The organism is Scytonema millei VB511283 (assembly GCF_000817735.3).
GTDB lineage: Bacteria > Cyanobacteriota > Cyanobacteriia > Cyanobacteriales > Chroococcidiopsidaceae > Chroococcidiopsis > Chroococcidiopsis millei_B.
Genome location: NZ_JTJC03000002.1, coordinates 846,047 through 862,412 on the forward strand (window position 1 = coordinate 846,047; position 16,366 = coordinate 862,412).

General features: G+C 46.2%; 14 protein-coding genes, 1 pseudogene and 1 riboswitch. Of the genes and pseudogenes, 8 read left to right on the plus strand and 7 right to left on the minus strand.

All coding sequences use genetic code 11. From position 1 onward, the window contains the following. Positions 1–251 precede the first annotated feature (251 nt). Positions 252–2,480, plus strand: a complete 2,229-nt coding sequence (gene katG / locus QH73_RS11575; RefSeq protein ID WP_039716313.1) for a catalase/peroxidase HPI — start codon at positions 252–254, stop codon at positions 2,478–2,480. Positions 2,481–2,627: 147 nt separating this feature from the next. Here the strand turns inward: katG and QH73_RS11580 are convergent. The 3 genes and pseudogenes from QH73_RS11580 to QH73_RS28765 all read right to left on the minus strand — a co-directional run. After that, positions 2,628–3,377 (minus strand): annotated as a pseudogene (locus tag QH73_RS11580) (ISKra4 family transposase); the annotation flags it as partial. Next, on the minus strand, positions 3,266–3,505 hold the full coding sequence (locus QH73_RS29160) for an IS1096 element passenger TnpR family protein (RefSeq protein WP_039716312.1): 240 nt from the start codon (positions 3,503–3,505) through the stop codon (positions 3,266–3,268). The gene QH73_RS29160 and the pseudogene QH73_RS11580, both read right to left, overlap by 112 nt. Before the next feature lie 9 nt (positions 3,506–3,514). After that, complete coding sequence (locus QH73_RS28765) at positions 3,515–3,637, minus strand: hypothetical protein (RefSeq protein WP_286194088.1); 123 nt, start codon at positions 3,635–3,637, stop codon at positions 3,515–3,517. A gap of 94 nt (positions 3,638–3,731) precedes the next feature. On the opposite strand from QH73_RS28765, the gene QH73_RS11590 reads away from it, so the two are divergent. Further along, positions 3,732–4,220 carry a hypothetical protein gene (locus tag QH73_RS11590; protein ID WP_039717625.1) on the plus strand — a complete coding sequence of 163 codons (489 nt, stop codon included), beginning with the start codon at positions 3,732–3,734 and terminating at the stop codon, positions 4,218–4,220. Positions 4,221–4,393: 173 nt separating this feature from the next. Here QH73_RS11590 and QH73_RS11595 read toward each other — a convergent pair whose 3' ends face one another. After that, positions 4,394–6,805 (minus strand): helix-turn-helix domain-containing protein, encoded by a 2,412-nt coding sequence (locus QH73_RS11595; RefSeq protein WP_039716311.1) that lies wholly within the window; start codon positions 6,803–6,805, stop codon positions 4,394–4,396. A 488-nt stretch (positions 6,806–7,293) separates the two neighbouring features. Next, positions 7,294–7,352, plus strand: a riboswitch (Glutamine riboswitch). 34 nt (positions 7,353–7,386) lie between these two features. Between QH73_RS11595 and QH73_RS11600 the strand changes: the two genes are divergently transcribed. The 5 genes from QH73_RS11600 (at position 7,387) to QH73_RS11620 (ending at position 10,421) form a co-directional block, all read left to right on the plus strand. Next, positions 7,387–7,542 carry a hypothetical protein gene (locus QH73_RS11600; RefSeq protein ID WP_165587667.1) on the plus strand — a complete coding sequence of 52 codons (156 nt, stop codon included), beginning with the start codon at positions 7,387–7,389 and terminating at the stop codon, positions 7,540–7,542. 29 nt (positions 7,543–7,571) lie between these two features. Then, positions 7,572–7,727 carry an arginine synthesis PII-interacting regulator PirA gene (gene pirA / locus QH73_RS11605; protein ID WP_165587668.1) on the plus strand — a complete coding sequence of 52 codons (156 nt, stop codon included), beginning with the start codon at positions 7,572–7,574 and terminating at the stop codon, positions 7,725–7,727. Between the two features lie 223 nt (positions 7,728–7,950). Then, positions 7,951–8,436, plus strand: a complete 486-nt coding sequence (locus QH73_RS11610; protein WP_039716310.1) for a hypothetical protein — start codon at positions 7,951–7,953, stop codon at positions 8,434–8,436. Between the two features lie 49 nt (positions 8,437–8,485). Then, on the plus strand, positions 8,486–10,240 hold the full coding sequence (ggt, locus tag QH73_RS11615; protein WP_132866936.1) for a gamma-glutamyltransferase: 1,755 nt from the start codon (positions 8,486–8,488) through the stop codon (positions 10,238–10,240). Beyond that, on the plus strand, positions 10,227–10,421 hold the full coding sequence (locus tag QH73_RS11620) for an alpha/beta hydrolase (protein ID WP_236146967.1): 195 nt from the start codon (positions 10,227–10,229) through the stop codon (positions 10,419–10,421). The genes ggt and QH73_RS11620 overlap by 14 nt, the downstream gene beginning before the upstream one ends. Here the strand turns inward: QH73_RS11620 and QH73_RS11625 are convergent. Next, positions 10,372–14,007, minus strand: a complete 3,636-nt coding sequence (locus tag QH73_RS11625) for a WD40 domain-containing protein (RefSeq protein ID WP_039716308.1) — start codon at positions 14,005–14,007, stop codon at positions 10,372–10,374. The two genes, QH73_RS11620 and QH73_RS11625, sit on opposite strands and share 50 nt — an antisense overlap. 469 nt (positions 14,008–14,476) lie before the next feature. On the opposite strand from QH73_RS11625, the gene QH73_RS11630 reads away from it, so the two are divergent. After that, a complete protein-coding gene (locus QH73_RS11630) occupies positions 14,477–14,878 on the plus strand; it encodes a nuclear transport factor 2 family protein (RefSeq protein ID WP_201278079.1) in 402 nt (133 codons plus the stop codon). Between the two features lie 271 nt (positions 14,879–15,149). On the opposite strand, the gene QH73_RS11635 is transcribed toward QH73_RS11630, so the two are convergent. After that, positions 15,150–15,869, minus strand: a complete 720-nt coding sequence (locus tag QH73_RS11635) for a tetratricopeptide repeat protein (RefSeq protein WP_132866939.1) — start codon at positions 15,867–15,869, stop codon at positions 15,150–15,152. A 62-nt stretch (positions 15,870–15,931) separates the two neighbouring features. Beyond that, complete coding sequence (gene petJ / locus QH73_RS11640; protein ID WP_039716307.1) at positions 15,932–16,267, minus strand: cytochrome c6 PetJ; 336 nt, start codon at positions 16,265–16,267, stop codon at positions 15,932–15,934. Positions 16,268–16,366 lie beyond the last annotated feature (99 nt).

Consider the following 16,366-nt stretch of genomic DNA (forward strand, 5'->3'; position numbering starts at 1 on the left):
GGCTACAGGGGATTGAATGTAACAGGAGAGCGTATTGGGTTTACTCTGTCGTTAAGCCAACCTACGCCGCGGGCGATCGCACTACGGGAGATTGGAGATCGCACTTGTTACAATAGCTTAAGTGTGCCGCTAAAACGGACTCATATCGATTATGATTAAATCCGTGACTATTTCATGATAATTTAAATCGCTTTCTCGGTAGCTCTAATTTGCAACCGTAGATGAGCGTTTTTCCAAAGACAGGAGATAATATGAGCAGCGAAAGCGGATGCCCGTTTACAAGCGGAGGTCAGAAACTTACAGCTCGTCATAAGCCGTCGAACCGAGACTGGTGGCCGAAGTATTTGAATCTGAGCATCCTTCACCAGCACTCACCCCAGGCTAATCCTATGGGGGAGGCATTCAACTACGCTGAGGAGTTCAAGAGCCTTGACTTAGCTGCCCTGAGGGCAGATATCTTCGAGCTGATGACCACCTCTCAGGACTGGTGGCCAGCCGACTACGGTCATTATGGACCGCTCTTCATCCGGATGGCGTGGCACAGCGCCGGCACGTATCGAATTGGCGACGGTCGCGGTGGCGCAGGTTCGGGTAGCCAGCGGTTTGAGCCGCTCAACAGTTGGCCCGACAATGCCAACCTTGACAAGGCGCGCATGTTACTTTGGCCCGTCAAGCAGAAATACGGCAAGAAAATCTCCTGGGCTGACCTGATGATCTTCGCAGGCAACTGCGCCCTTGAGTCGATGGGCTTCAAGACGATCGGCTTTGCGGGCGGGCGTGTGGACGTTTGGCAGCCAGAAGAGGACATCTACTGGGGGTCTGAGAACGCCTGGCTTGGCAGAGAGCGTTATGACGATGACCAGGTACTCCTGAATCCCCTTGCCGCCGTTCAAATGGGTTTAATCTACGTGAACCCGGAAGGACCGAACGGCGAGCCCGATCCGGTTGGCGAAGGGCGCGATATTCGCGAGACCTTTGGTCGGATGGCGATGAACGATGCCGAAACGGTTGCGCTCACCGCTGGTGGGCATACCTTTGGTAAATGTCACGGTGCGGGCGAGGCGACGCACGTCGGTGCCGATCCTGGGGGTGCTACCATCGTAGATCAGGGACTTGGCTGGAAGAGCACCTTTAACACGGGTATCGGCGTTGATGCGATCACTAGCGGCATCGAAGGCGCATGGACCCCGACCCCGACGCAGTGGGACAACAGCTATCTCGAAACCCTGTTCAAATATGACTGGGAGCTGACCAAGAGCCCCGCTGGCGCGTGGCAATGGAAGCCCAAGGGCGACGCTGGTGCGGATACGGTGCCCGATGCCCACGATCCGTCGAAACGCCACGCCCCAATGATGACTACGGCGGATATGGCCATGCGGATGGACCCCATCTACGAACCGATTTCGCGGCATTACCTCGAACACCCAGATGAGTTTGCTGAGGCGTTTGCCAAGGCGTGGTTCAAGCTGACGCACCGCGACATGGGGCCCCGATCGCGCTATCTCGGCCCAGAGGTGCCAGCAGAAGAATTCTTGTGGCAAGATCCCATTCCCCCAGTCACCCATGAATTAATTGATGAGCAGGACATCGCTGCTCTCAAAGACAAGATTCTTGCTTCGGGATTGTCCGTCTCCCAACTCGTTTCGACCGCTTGGGCATCGGCGTCAACATTCCGCTGCTCTGACATGCGCGGTGGAGCCAACGGAGCGCGGATTCGTCTCGCGCCTCAGAAGGATTGGGAAGTTAACCAGCCGACTCAACTGGCAACGGTGCTGCAAACCCTAGAGGCGATCCAACAGGAGTTCAACAGCTCGCAATCTGGCGGAAAGCAGGTTTCGATCGCTGATTTGATCGTTCTGGGCGGATGTGCAGGTGTCGAACAAGCGGCGAAAAATGCCGGTCACGACGTGACGGTTCCCTTCAAGCCGGGACGCACGGATGCGCTGCAAGAGAAAACAGATGTCGAGTCCTTCGCCGTGCTTGAGCCAACCGCGGACGGGTTCAGAAACTACTCTAGCGGTAAACACAGCGAATCGCTTGAGGAGTTGCTAGTCGATCGGGCGCAATTGCTGTCCCTGTCAGCCCCTCAGATGACGGTTCTCGTGGGCGGCTTGCGCGTTCTGGGTGCGAACTTTGGAGGATCGAAGCACGGTGTCTTTACCCATCGTCCAGAAACGTTGACCAATGACTTCTTTGTGAACCTGCTTGACCTGGGCACGACGTGGAAGGCGACTACTGAAGATGAATATGAGTTCGAGGGGAGCAGTCGCAAGACAGGCGAACTCAAGTGGACCGCTACCCGTGTCGATCTCATCTTCGGCTCAAACTCTCAGTTACGCGCCCTCGCGGAAGTCTACGGATCTGAGGACTCGCAGCAGAAGTTTGTGCATGACTTTGTGGCGGCATGGGACAAGGTGATGAACCTTGACCGCTATGACCTTCGCTCAGTCTTAGCGCAAAGCTCTTCGAGGGGTTTCTAAGCGTAACTTCAACCGATCGTCGGGCGATCGCACTTTGAGGCTACGTAAACCTGCAGAAATGCTGAGCGCAGGTGGAAACCAGAGACAATAATGAGGGCGGCGTTTCAAGACAAGTTGAAACGCCGCCCTAGCTTCAGCCCCTTACGTCAAAGCTGCGGGTATGTCTTTCTCTAGTTCGGGACTTTTTTGCTAAGTCCTTTTGCCATTTGATTCATCACTGTCAGCCGCATGGTGATGTGAAACCAATCCAGTAAATATCTGCGTTTGGTTGAGAGCGAACTGTAGTTCGCGGCTCTTCTCATCACCGCCTGATAGGAAAGTTACTTGTTGATTCATCTGCATTCCTGGAGATTTTCAGACCTCAAAGAGCCGACGCTGGGGTTTAGTATCGTAACAATAAACTCCCCCAAATTGCTTGGATGTACCGTCTGCTTTTCTACTCTTACCAACGAGAGCTTCAAAATTCCCTTTGGAAAGCAATGTTTTGTCGTAGGAACGAACATATCCGCCATCCATTCCCAGTACCAAAGGTAAATCAGGTCGGGGCAATTCCTGCCAATCTCTTGGACAACCTTCGATGTCTCCTCCTTTTTCTTCACTCAATTCGTCCTCTAAACGTTGACCAATTGAGTGTAAGTTATTCCGTACCGATGTAGTGTTGATTTCTTCTTCTGTTGCTAGTACTTCCTGCAATAGTTTCACACAGAGTCCGTAAGACATCAAAGAGCCAAACTTGGACTCTAGGTACAATAGTTCTGTTGAAGTGCGTTCTGGTAGTAAGTCGGCTAATGGGTTAAAGCTACGAGTTGGCTGTTCTTGGCACGGGCAGTGAAATAGTCGATGGCATTTAAGATGTAACTTACCAAATAACGTGCGGTATACAATCCCATTGCTATCTGGATAATGTAACGCAAATCGGCGATTGTGCTGTCACTGCGGATCTTTACCCTACGCCAAATCATGGGACTGATGCCCAGGATAACAATCTGAAGTTGGTAGATGGCAAGTTGCTCAGAATCTGACATTGGGTCATCTTACCGCATTGCCAGTCCATCTCCCCCAAAAAAAATCGCTCTCCTATGAGCTACCTCAAAGACAACACCATACATTCCTGGCAAATTGGTAGCAGGATGAGTTGAAAGGAATACAAAACACATAGCTATTTGCAGATTTCGCTACTATTCAGGCGATCGCACAATAGAAACTCTACTCAATCCCAAAAAGTTTCAGTTGTCTTTTGGATTTGAAATGATGCAGCCTACTTTAGACACTTTTGTCCAACACTTAGATTTGTCGCGCGATCGTTTAGAAGCCTTACTCTCCCAACCTCTTACTGAATGTCTAAATTCTCCCGAAATACAACAACAGTTAAGTAGCTTAGATGTTTCGTTACTAAAGCAAACTTTACCGATCGCTGGTAGCGTTTTAGCTGAGCGATTACCTCCTTTTTATCACTGGCTACAAACAGAGTTGGGTGTGAAGCGCGTTCCCGATAGTCCAGAGCATACAACAAAATGGGTCATTGGTTTTGTCAATAATCAAGAAAGTCTATCGCGCTTAGTAGATCTCCATCGTCCAGTTCCGCGTTTGGCGATGGAACGATCCGTTCCTTCTCTGGTACGAGTGTTTGAAGGTGTGGAAGATGTGCAAGTTAGGCAAGAGTGGCAAAAAGCTATAGCGGCTCTTTGTTTGGTGCTGGTTGTTGCAGCGCGTGAAGCTGAACGATGTGTGAGTGTGTAGCCTCACCAACTAATACTACTACGCCATAGAAGATCCCCCCAACCCACGCCACTTTGCGGTAGCGGGGACACCTCCGCACGCAAGTGGCTCCCCTTAAAAAGGGAGGCTAAGAATCTTATTATGCACAGCTCCAAAACCCGCGCAGGCGGGTTTCGTCTGTGTAATCGCGAATTCTATTCGCCGATTTTCGCTTGCAAAACTTTTTCTACTTGTCTTGGTACATTCATCCGCGTAAATAACTGAAGCGATCGCTCTAAATTTCGCTGCCCATTTTCCAACTCTTTCATACTTGTATAAGTCAATCCTAACTGAAAATAAGCTTCAGCTAAATCGCATTTTGCACCAATTTGCTCCAAAATTTCTATTGCTTCTGCATGTTCACCCAAAGCTCGTTCAAATAAATACTGTTGGCGATCGCTTTCTGCTAATCCAGTCAGCGTTTTAGCTTTAATTTGTAAATAATGGCTTTTTTCTGCATCAGATAGGGAACGAGAAAACATCTCCTGCGCTTTATGTCTATTACCTAAATTGACATAAGTTTGACCTAGAATTTGAACAAAATAAGCAAAACTTCCACTTTGTTTATTGAACTCAGTTATGATTGAGCTATAAATCGGTTCTGCTAGATTATACGCTGTTTGATATGAACCTAAATAAGAATTTACTAAAGCTAAACATACGCTAGCTTTTTCTGCCCAGCGATGATGAGTTGTATTTTGAGCTAAATCGATAACTTGCTGAAATAATTTTGCGGCTGTCTCCAATTCCCATAAATCTATATTGTAGAGTCCCATACTGAGTAGAGAATCTATTTCTAGCATTTTTAAGTAATATAATTTGTAGCGATCGTCCTGACCAAACTCTAAAGATTGTAATAATTGAGTCGCTAGATTGATGGTTTTCTCTTGACATTCTATCGCTGCGTAAATTTTACCAGCAGTCCAATATAAATCTCCTAGTATATTGTATAATTCTCCCAAACAAGGATGGGATGGCAAATTTTGGACAACTTGAGTTATTGCCCCCAAAACAGGTTGAATTAAACCCATACGGTACAACGTTCCACCCAGAGGTAAAAACTGTCCCCATTGATTATTTCTACTTTTAAGAATAACTCTAGCCGCTAATTCAAAATCGTTAATTTCAATATAGTGATAGTATGCCTCAAGAGCTTGTAAAGCATCTTGTATGGTGTCGATTGTTGCTACGCTATCTGTCCAAAATTCTGCGACTTTACAATTCACAAGTATCCATTCATCGCTAGCACGCAACCTCGCGATTGCCTCAGCACGAATTGCTGGATGCAGCCAGTATTCCCCCTGTTGAAATTCAAGTAAACAGCGATCGCGTAAAGCTGTCATAATTTGTCGTTGCTGTTGGGGTGGTACATCCCACAATAAATTTAAAACCCCTTGAGTAGGGATTTTGGGTACATCTTGGTAGCGATAGCATCCTAAGCGACACAATAAGCGGTAGGCTAGCAGATCCAGTGTTTGCAAGCGGTGAAATTGACTGTCAATTAAATTTTTCAAATCGGTGACAGCCAAGGGATCGGTATGATTTTCTTGCCAATAGGCGATCGCATCACCTGCAAAATCTGCTTGAATTGTACCGCAAAGAATTCCCATGACTTTAGCATTACCACCATAGGCTTGATGTATCTGTTGGATTGTTGGTAAGTCAATTGCAATTTGACGGTAACTAAAATATTGCTGCCATGCTGGAAGATCTAAACCAGGTAAACGGTAGTGTTCTATATTTAAACTCGGTTCGCACAGGCGATCGCGACTTGTGATTAAAGTCACGGATTGTACTTTCGGATCGGTTAAAATCCGAAACAACTCTACATAGCTACGATGGGAATCGATCAAACGTCCTTGGCGATCTAATGCAGGTTCTAAGTTATCGATTAACACCCCTATCCGTCGCGTTTGCAACTGGCGTTTGAGTCTATCTAAAGTCACACCAAATTCTAAACCTGGTTCCTCTTGTAAGTCTTGTTTCAGCCACTCTTCTACAACTCGTTCAGCAGAAGTTAAATGCTGTGTTTCCTTTGCTACTAGTAGTTCTAGCACCACTTCAAAATTTTGAGTTTGCAAGTATTGCTGTGCTAAGGTGGTTTTTCCCAATCCGCCTTCACCCTGAATGACAATCGCCTTACTATCCAAACTTACCAGGCGATCGAGGTGCGCGATCGCTTCGGTTCTGCCGACGAAATTTGTCTTTTCAGTAGAGACGCACAGCTGTGCGCCCCTACAATCATTTTGTACGCGATCGCAAATTACTGTAGAATCTCTGGCGTGCAGATTTCCCTTATCTTTCGATGTATGCAGACATCGTTCTAAAACCGCACGACAGTTAATCTTATTAATCTTCTCTCCTAAAGTTTGAGACAGTACGCGCCACAGATGGGAACCAACATCTTTAACGTGTCCTTCTGTATAACCGCAGTACGCTGCAATTTCAGGGTATTTGCGTCCTTGCCAAACCTGCTGAAGAATGTGTTTTTGTAGAGAATTTAACCCTTCGCCAGTTTTGGTCAATATGAGATTATCCACCCATGCCAAAGCTGTTTCAGCGTCCATAGGTTGCTGAGGATGAAAGCCATACTTAGTATAACTTGTCACAGTAAAAGGAGACAGGAAACAGAAAATAGGAGACACGAAACAGAATTTAAAAATTCAAATATCCCTTGTAGGGGCAGGTTTACCGCGTCATTCCCGCCAGAATCGCAGAAATTGCGGGAAAACCTGCCCTGACAAGTTTCATCATAGGGGCAGGTTTACCGCGTCATTCCAGTCAGTACAAAGGTTTATCATCAAATTACCCTGACAAATTTTATAACAAAGCGCGAGCAAGTTAAGACATCAAAGTAAACTCTCACCTTTAAAATACAAGGGTTTTCCTTCTGCCTTCTGCCTTCCGCCTTCCGCTCCTGCTATATAATTAATTAGCCAAATTAAAAAGTTTGTAGTTTAAGTTACATTAACTTATTTAGATTTATGCATCATTCCGTCCTCAGATAGACCCAAATGAGAAAAATGACTGATATTGTAATGAATGTAAAGGATAAATCGTTCATCTCTCCAGTGGAGGGACGGAAGTAGAGAAAAACTCTCGAAGGAACGCGCCTCATTCGTAACACAACAACAAGAAAGAGGCGAATATGAAATCTAACAATATTGGTATTCAATCTAAATCCGATCGCGTGTCTGTTTCTGCCCAAGCAAGATTGTTAATGAGCTTGAATCGTCAGAAGCAACACAACCGCCAGCAGTCCATGCTACAACGCACAGCATCAGAAGTAGGTACTGAAGGCTAGAAAAAGATCGAAGCAAGGAGTAAATAATCATGAATGCAAGTAGAAAGCCAAGCTACAAAGAGGTAGCAAGCGTTCATCGCTCGAATATTTTGGAAAGCTTAGAACGGCGCTTACAAGCTGCCAAAGCCAAGGGAGACAATCGCTTGACCTCTCAATTGGAAGCAGAGCTGAAGTACTATCAATAAGTGCTAGCTAATATTAAGTTTGGCTAAAGTGGGGGATGCGATCGATGCATCCCCTATTTGCTCTCAGTGGTGAGTAGTGACTAGTGGCTGGTGACTAGTGGCTGGTGACTAGATTCTTCCAGCCAAAGCGCCACGCTGCCGCTTACCACTAATAACTGATAACTGATAACTGACAACTGATAATAGGGTAAACTCAGGGTGATAGTAGCAGCTTTTATGTCATATGGATTTAGACCGACAAATTAAAGTCCTGATTGACGAAGCGCCTCAAGATGGCGTGACTCCGCAAGTTGTTGCTGCTGTCGCTCCCGTATTGGTACTGCTGGCTGGCAGGCTGCGCCATTTAGAATACTATATTTTGCAAAACTTACATCAAGACTGGGTAGTCACTACGTTAAGCGATCGCGCTAACACGAAAGTGACCAAGCGCGTTATTTATGCTTTCCCCACGCTGGCAGATGTTTCAGCTGTAGCCGTCTCGGAACAAGACCCGGAGATTGTTGCTTCACCCTTACCCGTCACTCACATATTATTTCAGCTTTTTGCGCTGGAAACTGTAGACAGTATCATTTTCTTCGATACCCCAGGAGAGCTAAATCGGGGAACGGAAATTCAACGGGGAGAATTGCAAAAGTTAATCAAGCTGCAAATGCAACCGCGATCGACTCCTGCTAGTCCTTTCAATCAAATTCCTCCCGATATTGCTTGAGCGATCCTCGTAGGGTGGTATCCTGCTAACAAGAAGTAGTATTGCGCTGATGAAAGCAAATAAATTTTGTCTTTCCTTTAGTTTACTAGCGCTTGTCTTCAGTACAGCCCTATCTCCAACTGTAGGACAAGAGCCAGTTGCACCAGTAATTAGCACCGATCGCGCGGTTCGCAAAGTCATACGCACTCAAAAGTATATGGCAGTGGCAGCTCACCCGCTAGCAGCGGCAGCAGGTAGCGATATTCTGCGGCGGGGAGGTAGTGCTGTTGATGCGGCGATCGCCATTCAAATGGTACTGGGTTTAGTCGAACCGCAGTATTCTGGGATTGGTGGCGGGGCTTTTTTGACTTATTACGATGCCAAACGCAAACAAGTTCGTACTTATGATGGTCGCGAAACGGCTCCAGCAGCGGCTCGACCAGATCGTTTTCTAAATGCAGATGGCAAACCACTCCAATTTTACGATGCAGTTGTAGGTGGAAAGTCTGTCGGCGTGCCTGGGGTAGTCAGGATGCTGGAAATGGTACACAAAGCACATGGTAAGTTGCCTTGGCGAGAACTATTTCAACCCGCAATTCAACTGGCGCAGCAAGGCTTTCCCATTTCGCCTCTATTGTACGATCGCCTGAGCAAAGAAAAGTATCTACCAAACCTAGAACCAGCTCGCAGCTATTTCTATCAAGCAGATGGCACGCCTAAACCTGTGGGGACAATTCTCGTCAATCGTCCTTATGCTGAAGTATTGAGCCGCATTGCTAATTTTGGTGCTGATGCCTTTTATCGGGGTGAAATTGCCAGAGACATTGCGAATGCAGTCCAAAAAGCTGCCGTACCAGGAGACTTAACAACTGATGATTTAGCAACATACCAAGCCAAAGAGCGATCGCCCGTATGTGGAGTTTATCGAGTTTACAAAGTATGCAGCATGGGACCACCTAGTTCTGGCGGTTTAACCGTGTTGCAAATTCTTGGTATGCTGGAAAACTTCCAATTATCCACCCTCAAGCCAGAATCAACCCAAGCGGTGCATTTATTTGCCGAAGCAGGAAGGCTAGCTTATGCCGACAGAGGCTTATACATGGCTGATGCTGATTTCGTTCCCGTACCAGTTAATGAATTAATCGATCCCGAATATTTAAATAATCGCGCCAAGCTGATTAATCCTCAACGCGCCTTAACCGATGCCGAACCAGGTGAATTGCGATCGCCGCAAAAGTTAGTTTGGGGACAAGATAATGCGATCGAATTTCCCTCAACCAGCCATACAACGATTGTCGATCGCAACGGTAACTCAGTCTCTATGACCACCAGTATTGAAGATACTTTTGGCTCGAGATTGATGGTACGGGGCTTCTTGCTCAACAATCAACTCACAGATTTCTCTTTTTCACCCACAACAGCCGATGGAAAAGCGATCGCCAATCGGGTAGAACCGAGAAAGCGCCCCAGAAGTTCGATGGCTCCCACGATGGTATTCGATCGCCAAGGTAAGCTTGTTATAGCGGTTGGTTCGGCTGGCGGCGCTCGAATTATCAACTACGTCGCGCAAACATTAATTGCCGTTTTAGACTGGAAATTAGACAGCCAGCAAGCAGTAGCATTACCGCATTATGGCAATCGCGACGGGGCAACGGAACTAGAGACGAATACAAGTCTGGTTAACCTTCAACAAAGCTTAGAAGCGATCGGTCATACCGTGCAAGTTGTCGAACAAATCAGTGGTTCCCATGCGATCGTCCGTACCGAAAAAGGTCTAGTCGGTGGAGCCGATCCCCGTCGCGAAGGAATTGTTGCAGGGGAATAACAGTTATCAGTTATCAGTTATCAGTTGTCAGTTATCAGTTGTCAGTTATCAGTTATCAGTTACCACACCACGCACCACGCAATTACCAACTACCCATTACCAACTACCAACTACCAACTACCAACTACCAACTACCAACTACCCATTACCAATTCTGTTGCTCCTAAAGCTTTTAATGTAGCGATCGCCGCCTCAGTCAAAGCAGTTACGCCAGCAATATTCATCCCTTCATAGGGTCTTTGCGCTCGTAATATCTTGAGAGATTTGCCCGTATTTGCATCCCACAGTCTAATCGTCTCATCCTGGCTGCCACTAGCAAGAATTTGTCCGTCGGTACTGAAAGCAACCGACCAAATTAAATCGGTGTGTCCCTGGAGGGTATGTCTGCACTCGCCAGTTTTGACATTCCACAACTTGATGCTATAGTCGCTGCTGCCACTTGCTACAGTTTGCCCGTCAGGGCTGAAGGCAACTGACCAAACTCGGCTTGTATGTCCCTGGAGAGTTTGGTAACATTTTCCGGTTTGCCAATCCCATAACTTGACTGTGTGATCGCCGCTACCACTTGCCAGAGTTTGTCCGTCAGGACTAAAGGCAACTGCCCATACCCAGTTGTGATGTCCTTGTAAAGTGTCGTAGCACTCTCCAGTTTCAATATTCCATAACTTGATTGTGTGGTCGTCGCTACCGCTAGCTAGAAATTTGCCATCTATACTAAAGGCAACTGACCAAACTCGGTTAGTATGCCCTTGCAACTTATGCAGAGTTTTCCCGCTGAGAATATCCCATAACCTCACCGTATAGTCATCGCAGCCGCCAGCCAAAATATCGCTATTGGGATGAAAAGCCAGAGATCTGACACCACTGTAAGCTTGGATCGTGTTGTAGCGATCGCCTGTCGCAGCATTCCAAAGCCCGATGGTAAAGTCACCGCTACCACTGGCTATGGTTTTCCCATCGGGGCTAAAGGCAACAGCCCAGACTCTATTACCATGACCGTGTAACGTGCGATCGCACTCTCCCGTTTCAACGTTCCACAATCGCACGGTTTTATCGTCGCTACCGCTAGCTAGCATTCCGGTTGGATGTGAGGCTAACGGACGGGGATGAAAGGCAACCGACCAGACGCGGCTAGTGTACCCTTGAAGGGTTTTAATACATTTCCCATCCGTAACATTCCAGATCTTGATCGTATGGTCGCCGCTACCGCTAGCCAAGGTTTTGCCGTCAGGACTAAAAGCTACAGATCTAATCCAATTTGTATGTCCCGAAAGCGTGCGACAGCATTCTCCAGTCTGTACGTCCCAGAGTCGAATTGTATAGTCTTCGCTACCGCTAGCTACTATATCTCCCCCAGCGCTAAAAGCAACCGTTCTAATCCAGTTGGTATGTCCGCATAAAGTGTGCAGACATTCTCCCGTACTGACTTGCCATAACTTCACGGTGCGATCGCTACTACTAGCAAGTATCTCGCCATCGGGACTAAAGGCAACTGACCAGACTTGAGTTGTATGTCCCTGCAAGGTTTTAATACACTCTCCCGTGCCGACATTCCACCATCGCACGGTACAGTCTACACTACCACTCGCTAAGGTTTTGCCATCGGGACTAAAGGCGACGCTTCTAATCCAGTTCGCATGTCCGTACAAAGTCTGGCAGCATTCTCCTGTCTGCCAATGCCATAGCTTGACAGTACTATCTTCACTCCCACTAGCTAGAGTTTTGCCATCGGGACTGAACGCAACTGACCAAATGCGATGCGTATGTGGCAAAATACAACGGCATTCACCGCTACGGGTATCCCACAAACGAATTGTTTTGTCATCGCTGGCACTTGCTAAAACACTACCGTCAGGACTAAATGCAATCGACCAGATCCAATTCGTATGTCCTTTAAAAGTCAGCAGTTTTTTCCAATCTGTAACTTGCCACAGCCGAATTTCTCCATCAGCATCGCCTGTTGCTAATAACTTGCCCGTAGGACTAAAAGCTACGGCTGGAGTCACGCTTAAATCTTCGGTAAAAACCGATTTGGCAAGATCGGCACGGGTAAAGTTGACTTGTTTTAAGTTGCGTCCGGCTAAATATGCCTGCCACACAGCGAGATCGGAAAAATCCCACCCCCGCAGATCGATCTTGAGATGAGTTAGTAGATTGAGAATATTTCCTGCTAAATATCCTGGCGATCGCGCCGATCTTTGTCGCCAACTAGTTAGAATTTGCCCTAAGCGATCGACAACACTATTGAGATTTGTTTGAGCTAAAAGTTTATCGACAATTGGGATGAGAATCAGACGATTTTGTGTATCTCGAATGTAATCTTTCGCTTGCGCTTCAAGAATGGCGTGACTGTTAAATAAATTAATTTCGCCTGTAACGATTTCCACGCAGAGGCGATCGATAAAGCGATCGATCGCAAAATCCATTACAACTGGTTGTTGAGTAAAGCCTGTAGCAGTTTTTTCAATCAGCGATCGCTGCCCTAAAGAGCGAAGAGTTTCTGGTAGTTTTTGCTTGGCTTCTAAGGACAAAACATTCTCTCGCAGTGCTGTAAAAGCGATTGGTTCCCGTTCGATTGCCAGCCAATACATCACTTCTATTTCTAATTTTGATATCCGATACATCTGCCGCTCTAATAAATCGCGGATATCATCAAAAACTAATGTTCCCGTGCGTAAGGTTGATAAAAATATAGTTAGATTGCTATCAAATAAATCCTGAATTCCCGCAGCTACCATCTTTAAAGCAAGAGGATTCCCAGCATAATGCTCGATTAACCTTTGCCATTCCAAATCAGAACCGACAAAATTTCCCTTGGCGCGAAAAATTTCTCGTCCTGCGGCAATATTTAAACCTTCCAACTGTAGAGAACGTACTGGTAAGGTTTCACCTTCGAGCAAGACCATTTCTTTTGGTTTTTCTCGGCTAGTTAATACTAAACAACTCGTATGACGGACTTCTCCAATACGTTGTAATAATTCGCCATAGGCTTGATATCCTTCCCGATATTGCCCTGCATGTTCGCCTCCACGCAGAATACTTTCGACGTTATCTAGTACTAACAAACAGCGATGGTGGCGCAAATATTCCAGCAGCATACTGATACAGCGATCGAGTTCTTGGGATAATGTCGCTGCTGTTTCTTGTTGATGAGAGAGAAATTGAACGATCCCACCGAGTAATTCTGCTAGAGGCGGAGCGTTACGCAAACTGCGCCAAACAATATATTCAAATTCTGATTGTAAGTTTTCTGCTAGGGCGATCGATAAGGCAGTTTTTCCCATGCCACCCATACCCAATACTGCCACTAAACGACAGAGATCGTTCTCAATCCACTGTCCTAAAGTAGCTAGCTCCTCACTCCGCCCGTAAAATGTTACTACATCTACCGCTTCGCCCCAGTCTATATAAGGTGTTGTTGGTTGTTGGTTGACGGTGACTAGTGGCTGGTTATCGCTCCTCTGCTCCCCCAACTCTCTTTTTCCCTGCTCCCTGCTCCCTGCTCCCTGCTCCCTAACTTCTGAAGCTCGCCGCCGCAAGACAGCACGAAAGTTACTTTTCGTGACTTCTTCTGAGAGAGCTTTAGAAAGCAACTTCCATAGCTTAGAACCTACATCTTTAATGTAATTAGCATCGTAGTCAGAGCTTTCGGCGATTTCGGGATATGTCTGACCTTCCCAGGCTTTGCGAAAGACGAGTTCCTGAATGTCGTTGAGTCCCCGATCGAGAAATGCATCTAGAATTACTAGTGCTTCGTCAACGTTCATTTTTTAACAAAAATTTGTTCTTTGATGATTTTGACTGTTCTAAGCTAAGTTTGTTTTTTTTCGCTGGTTTGTATTTATTTTTTTGTGTTTCCCTATTAAGTTACACTAGAAATCAGTCGCAAATCCCCCATATACTTAAAAGTTCAAAATTCTATATATTTTAATTTTATCTTAATAAATTAAGCCTTTTCTAAATCAGTTATCAGTTATCAGTTATCAGTTATCATTAACCTCTTGCCACGCACCACGCATCACGCACCACGCACCAAGTAAATCTGACTTTTTCAGACGATTCATGACTTCTCGATTGAGACAATTGAGATGGTGTGGATAACTTCTGACTTTTTCAGGCTGTAAAAAATAAGAGCTTCATTTAATTTGAAATTAAGGATGACATCAAGCTAAACCCGAGCGGCATTAAGGTTATAGCTTTTAGCCTTAATCCTTCATCTTTTCGATTAATTTCAGCATGGAATTTCGATCCAGTATGGCAGCTATTACCCAAACAGAGATTATCAGAAGTTTGATCGGTTTGTTCGAGGCAATGGATGTAGAGAGTGCCATGACTTATTTTACTGAAGATGCCCTATATCGATTTGGCAATCATTCCCCGGCAGTGGGGAAAGCCGCGATCGCATCCGTAATCGAAGCAAATCAGTTCAGTCGGATCGCACGAACTTCTTTTGAGATCAATGAAATTTGGGAAATTGACGATGCTGTGATCTGCCAAATGGAAACAACTCATACGTGCGATCGTAGCAAAGCGATCGCAATACCATGCGCGATCGTCTTTCGCATGGAAGACGATCTCGTGCGAGAAATGCGCGTCTACATTGACGCTTCTCCCTTAAATAGAAAATGTGAGGGATAGGGGAAAGAGCAAGTCAAAATTCAAAAGTCAAAATTCAAAAGTCAAAATTAGAGTGCGTACCACGTACCAATCTCTTGCCAAGAACCGATAACTAATAAATTTGTTGTTGCATGTAACGCAATACAGTTCAGTTAAAAGCAATCGATCCTCGGAGATCCCCCCAACCCCCCTTAGAAAGGGGGGCTACGACTCCCCCCTTTTTAAGGGGGGCGAGGGGGGATCGTCTTATCTGAACCGTATTGGCATGTAACGTCTCTACACTGATAACTGGTCACTGATAACTGGTCACTGATAACTGGTCACTGCTCCCTGCTCCCTGCTCCCTTTTCGGGTGACTTAATTCATGGAGAGATTTGAGTTCAGCAAGCAGGCTGGTATAAGCATCGAATTTGCCGCGTTGCAAATACATTTGAGCAACCGTGCGTAAATCTTCTGCTACACCTACCATGTCACCTAATTTATAACGCACGAGACACCGACAGTGATAAGCACTTGGGTCTTTAGGATCGATGCGAATAGCACGGTCAAAATCAGCGATCGCACCGTGATAGTCTTCGAGCTTGGAAAGCGTAAAACCTCGGTTGTAATAGGCGATCGCCGAATCTGGATTTAGCGATAAAGCGCGATCGAAATCCTTTAATGCATCTTGGCGATCGCCCCTAGCAGCCAGCGCTAAACCGCGATTAGCATAGGCTGTAGCGTTGTCGGGTTGGAGCAAAATAACCTGAGAAAAATTTGCGATCGCAGCTCGATATTTTCCCACTAGCGTTTGATATACTCCTTGTTTGAATAAGTCTTCTACCGATCGAAATTTAGTTTGATGGTTATGCATCTCCAAAGTATTCGCTGCTGGCTGAGCCTGAGCGTTTAACGGAAACAGCAAAACCGCAAATGTCACGCAGCAGATGAAAATAACTCGATACATAGCTAGTGAGGGGAGAGCTGAGGGAGCGATCGGGAGCTGAGGGGTAGAGGAGAAATGACTAGTCACTAGTCACTAGTCACTGACAACTGAATAACTGACAACTGATAACTGACAACTGACAACTGATTTCAGCTCCATCCTTTTTCGGATTTTTCCAGCACGTAAGAGGCGACATCCTCAATCTGCTGGGCATTTAATTTTCCTTTGAAGGCAGGCATGGCATTTTTACCATTGGTGACTTGGTTGATAATTGCTTCTAGGGAATTCATACTATATTTTTCTAAAGCATCTTTCTGTAGCGTTTTTGTCGCCATCACCACATTTCTCCCTCCCATGTGACAAGCAGCGCAGTTACTGTTAAACACTTTGGCTCCATTGGCTATGTCTGCTGCTAGAGCTGCACTGGGAAAAATTAGAGTACAGATAGCAACAACCAATAGCAAAGCTAACGCGATCGTTCGCATTCTTTCAATCTCCTTCTTTAGCAAAATAGGCTCGGCGGATTAATTCAGCTAAGATGTCGAACTAAGATGTCGAAAAAGGGTGGAGGTCTTCCACCCCAG

What these genes read in the sequence shown, in the direction of transcription:
- QH73_RS11625 (WP_039716308.1), bottom strand. Translation starts at nt 14,007, where the DNA reads ATGAACGTTGACGAAGCACTAGTAATTCTAGATGCATTTCTCGATCGG.
- katG (WP_039716313.1), top strand. Translation starts at nt 252, where the DNA reads ATGAGCAGCGAAAGCGGATGCCCGTTTACAAGCGGAGGTCAGAAACTT.
- QH73_RS11630 (WP_201278079.1), top strand. Translation starts at nt 14,477, where the DNA reads ATGGAATTTCGATCCAGTATGGCAGCTATTACCCAAACAGAGATTATC.
- QH73_RS29160 (WP_039716312.1), bottom strand. Translation starts at nt 3,505, where the DNA reads ATGTCAGATTCTGAGCAACTTGCCATCTACCAACTTCAGATTGTTATC.
- petJ (WP_039716307.1), bottom strand. Translation starts at nt 16,267, where the DNA reads ATGCGAACGATCGCGTTAGCTTTGCTATTGGTTGTTGCTATCTGTACT.
- ggt (WP_132866936.1), top strand. Translation starts at nt 8,486, where the DNA reads ATGAAAGCAAATAAATTTTGTCTTTCCTTTAGTTTACTAGCGCTTGTC.
- QH73_RS11600 (WP_165587667.1), top strand. Translation starts at nt 7,387, where the DNA reads ATGAAATCTAACAATATTGGTATTCAATCTAAATCCGATCGCGTGTCT.
- QH73_RS11595 (WP_039716311.1), bottom strand. Translation starts at nt 6,805, where the DNA reads ATGGACGCTGAAACAGCTTTGGCATGGGTGGATAATCTCATATTGACC.
- pirA (WP_165587668.1), top strand. Translation starts at nt 7,572, where the DNA reads ATGAATGCAAGTAGAAAGCCAAGCTACAAAGAGGTAGCAAGCGTTCAT.
- QH73_RS11610 (WP_039716310.1), top strand. Translation starts at nt 7,951, where the DNA reads ATGGATTTAGACCGACAAATTAAAGTCCTGATTGACGAAGCGCCTCAA.
- QH73_RS11590 (WP_039717625.1), top strand. Translation starts at nt 3,732, where the DNA reads ATGCAGCCTACTTTAGACACTTTTGTCCAACACTTAGATTTGTCGCGC.
- QH73_RS28765 (WP_286194088.1), bottom strand. Translation starts at nt 3,637, where the DNA reads ATGTGTTTTGTATTCCTTTCAACTCATCCTGCTACCAATTTGCCAGGA.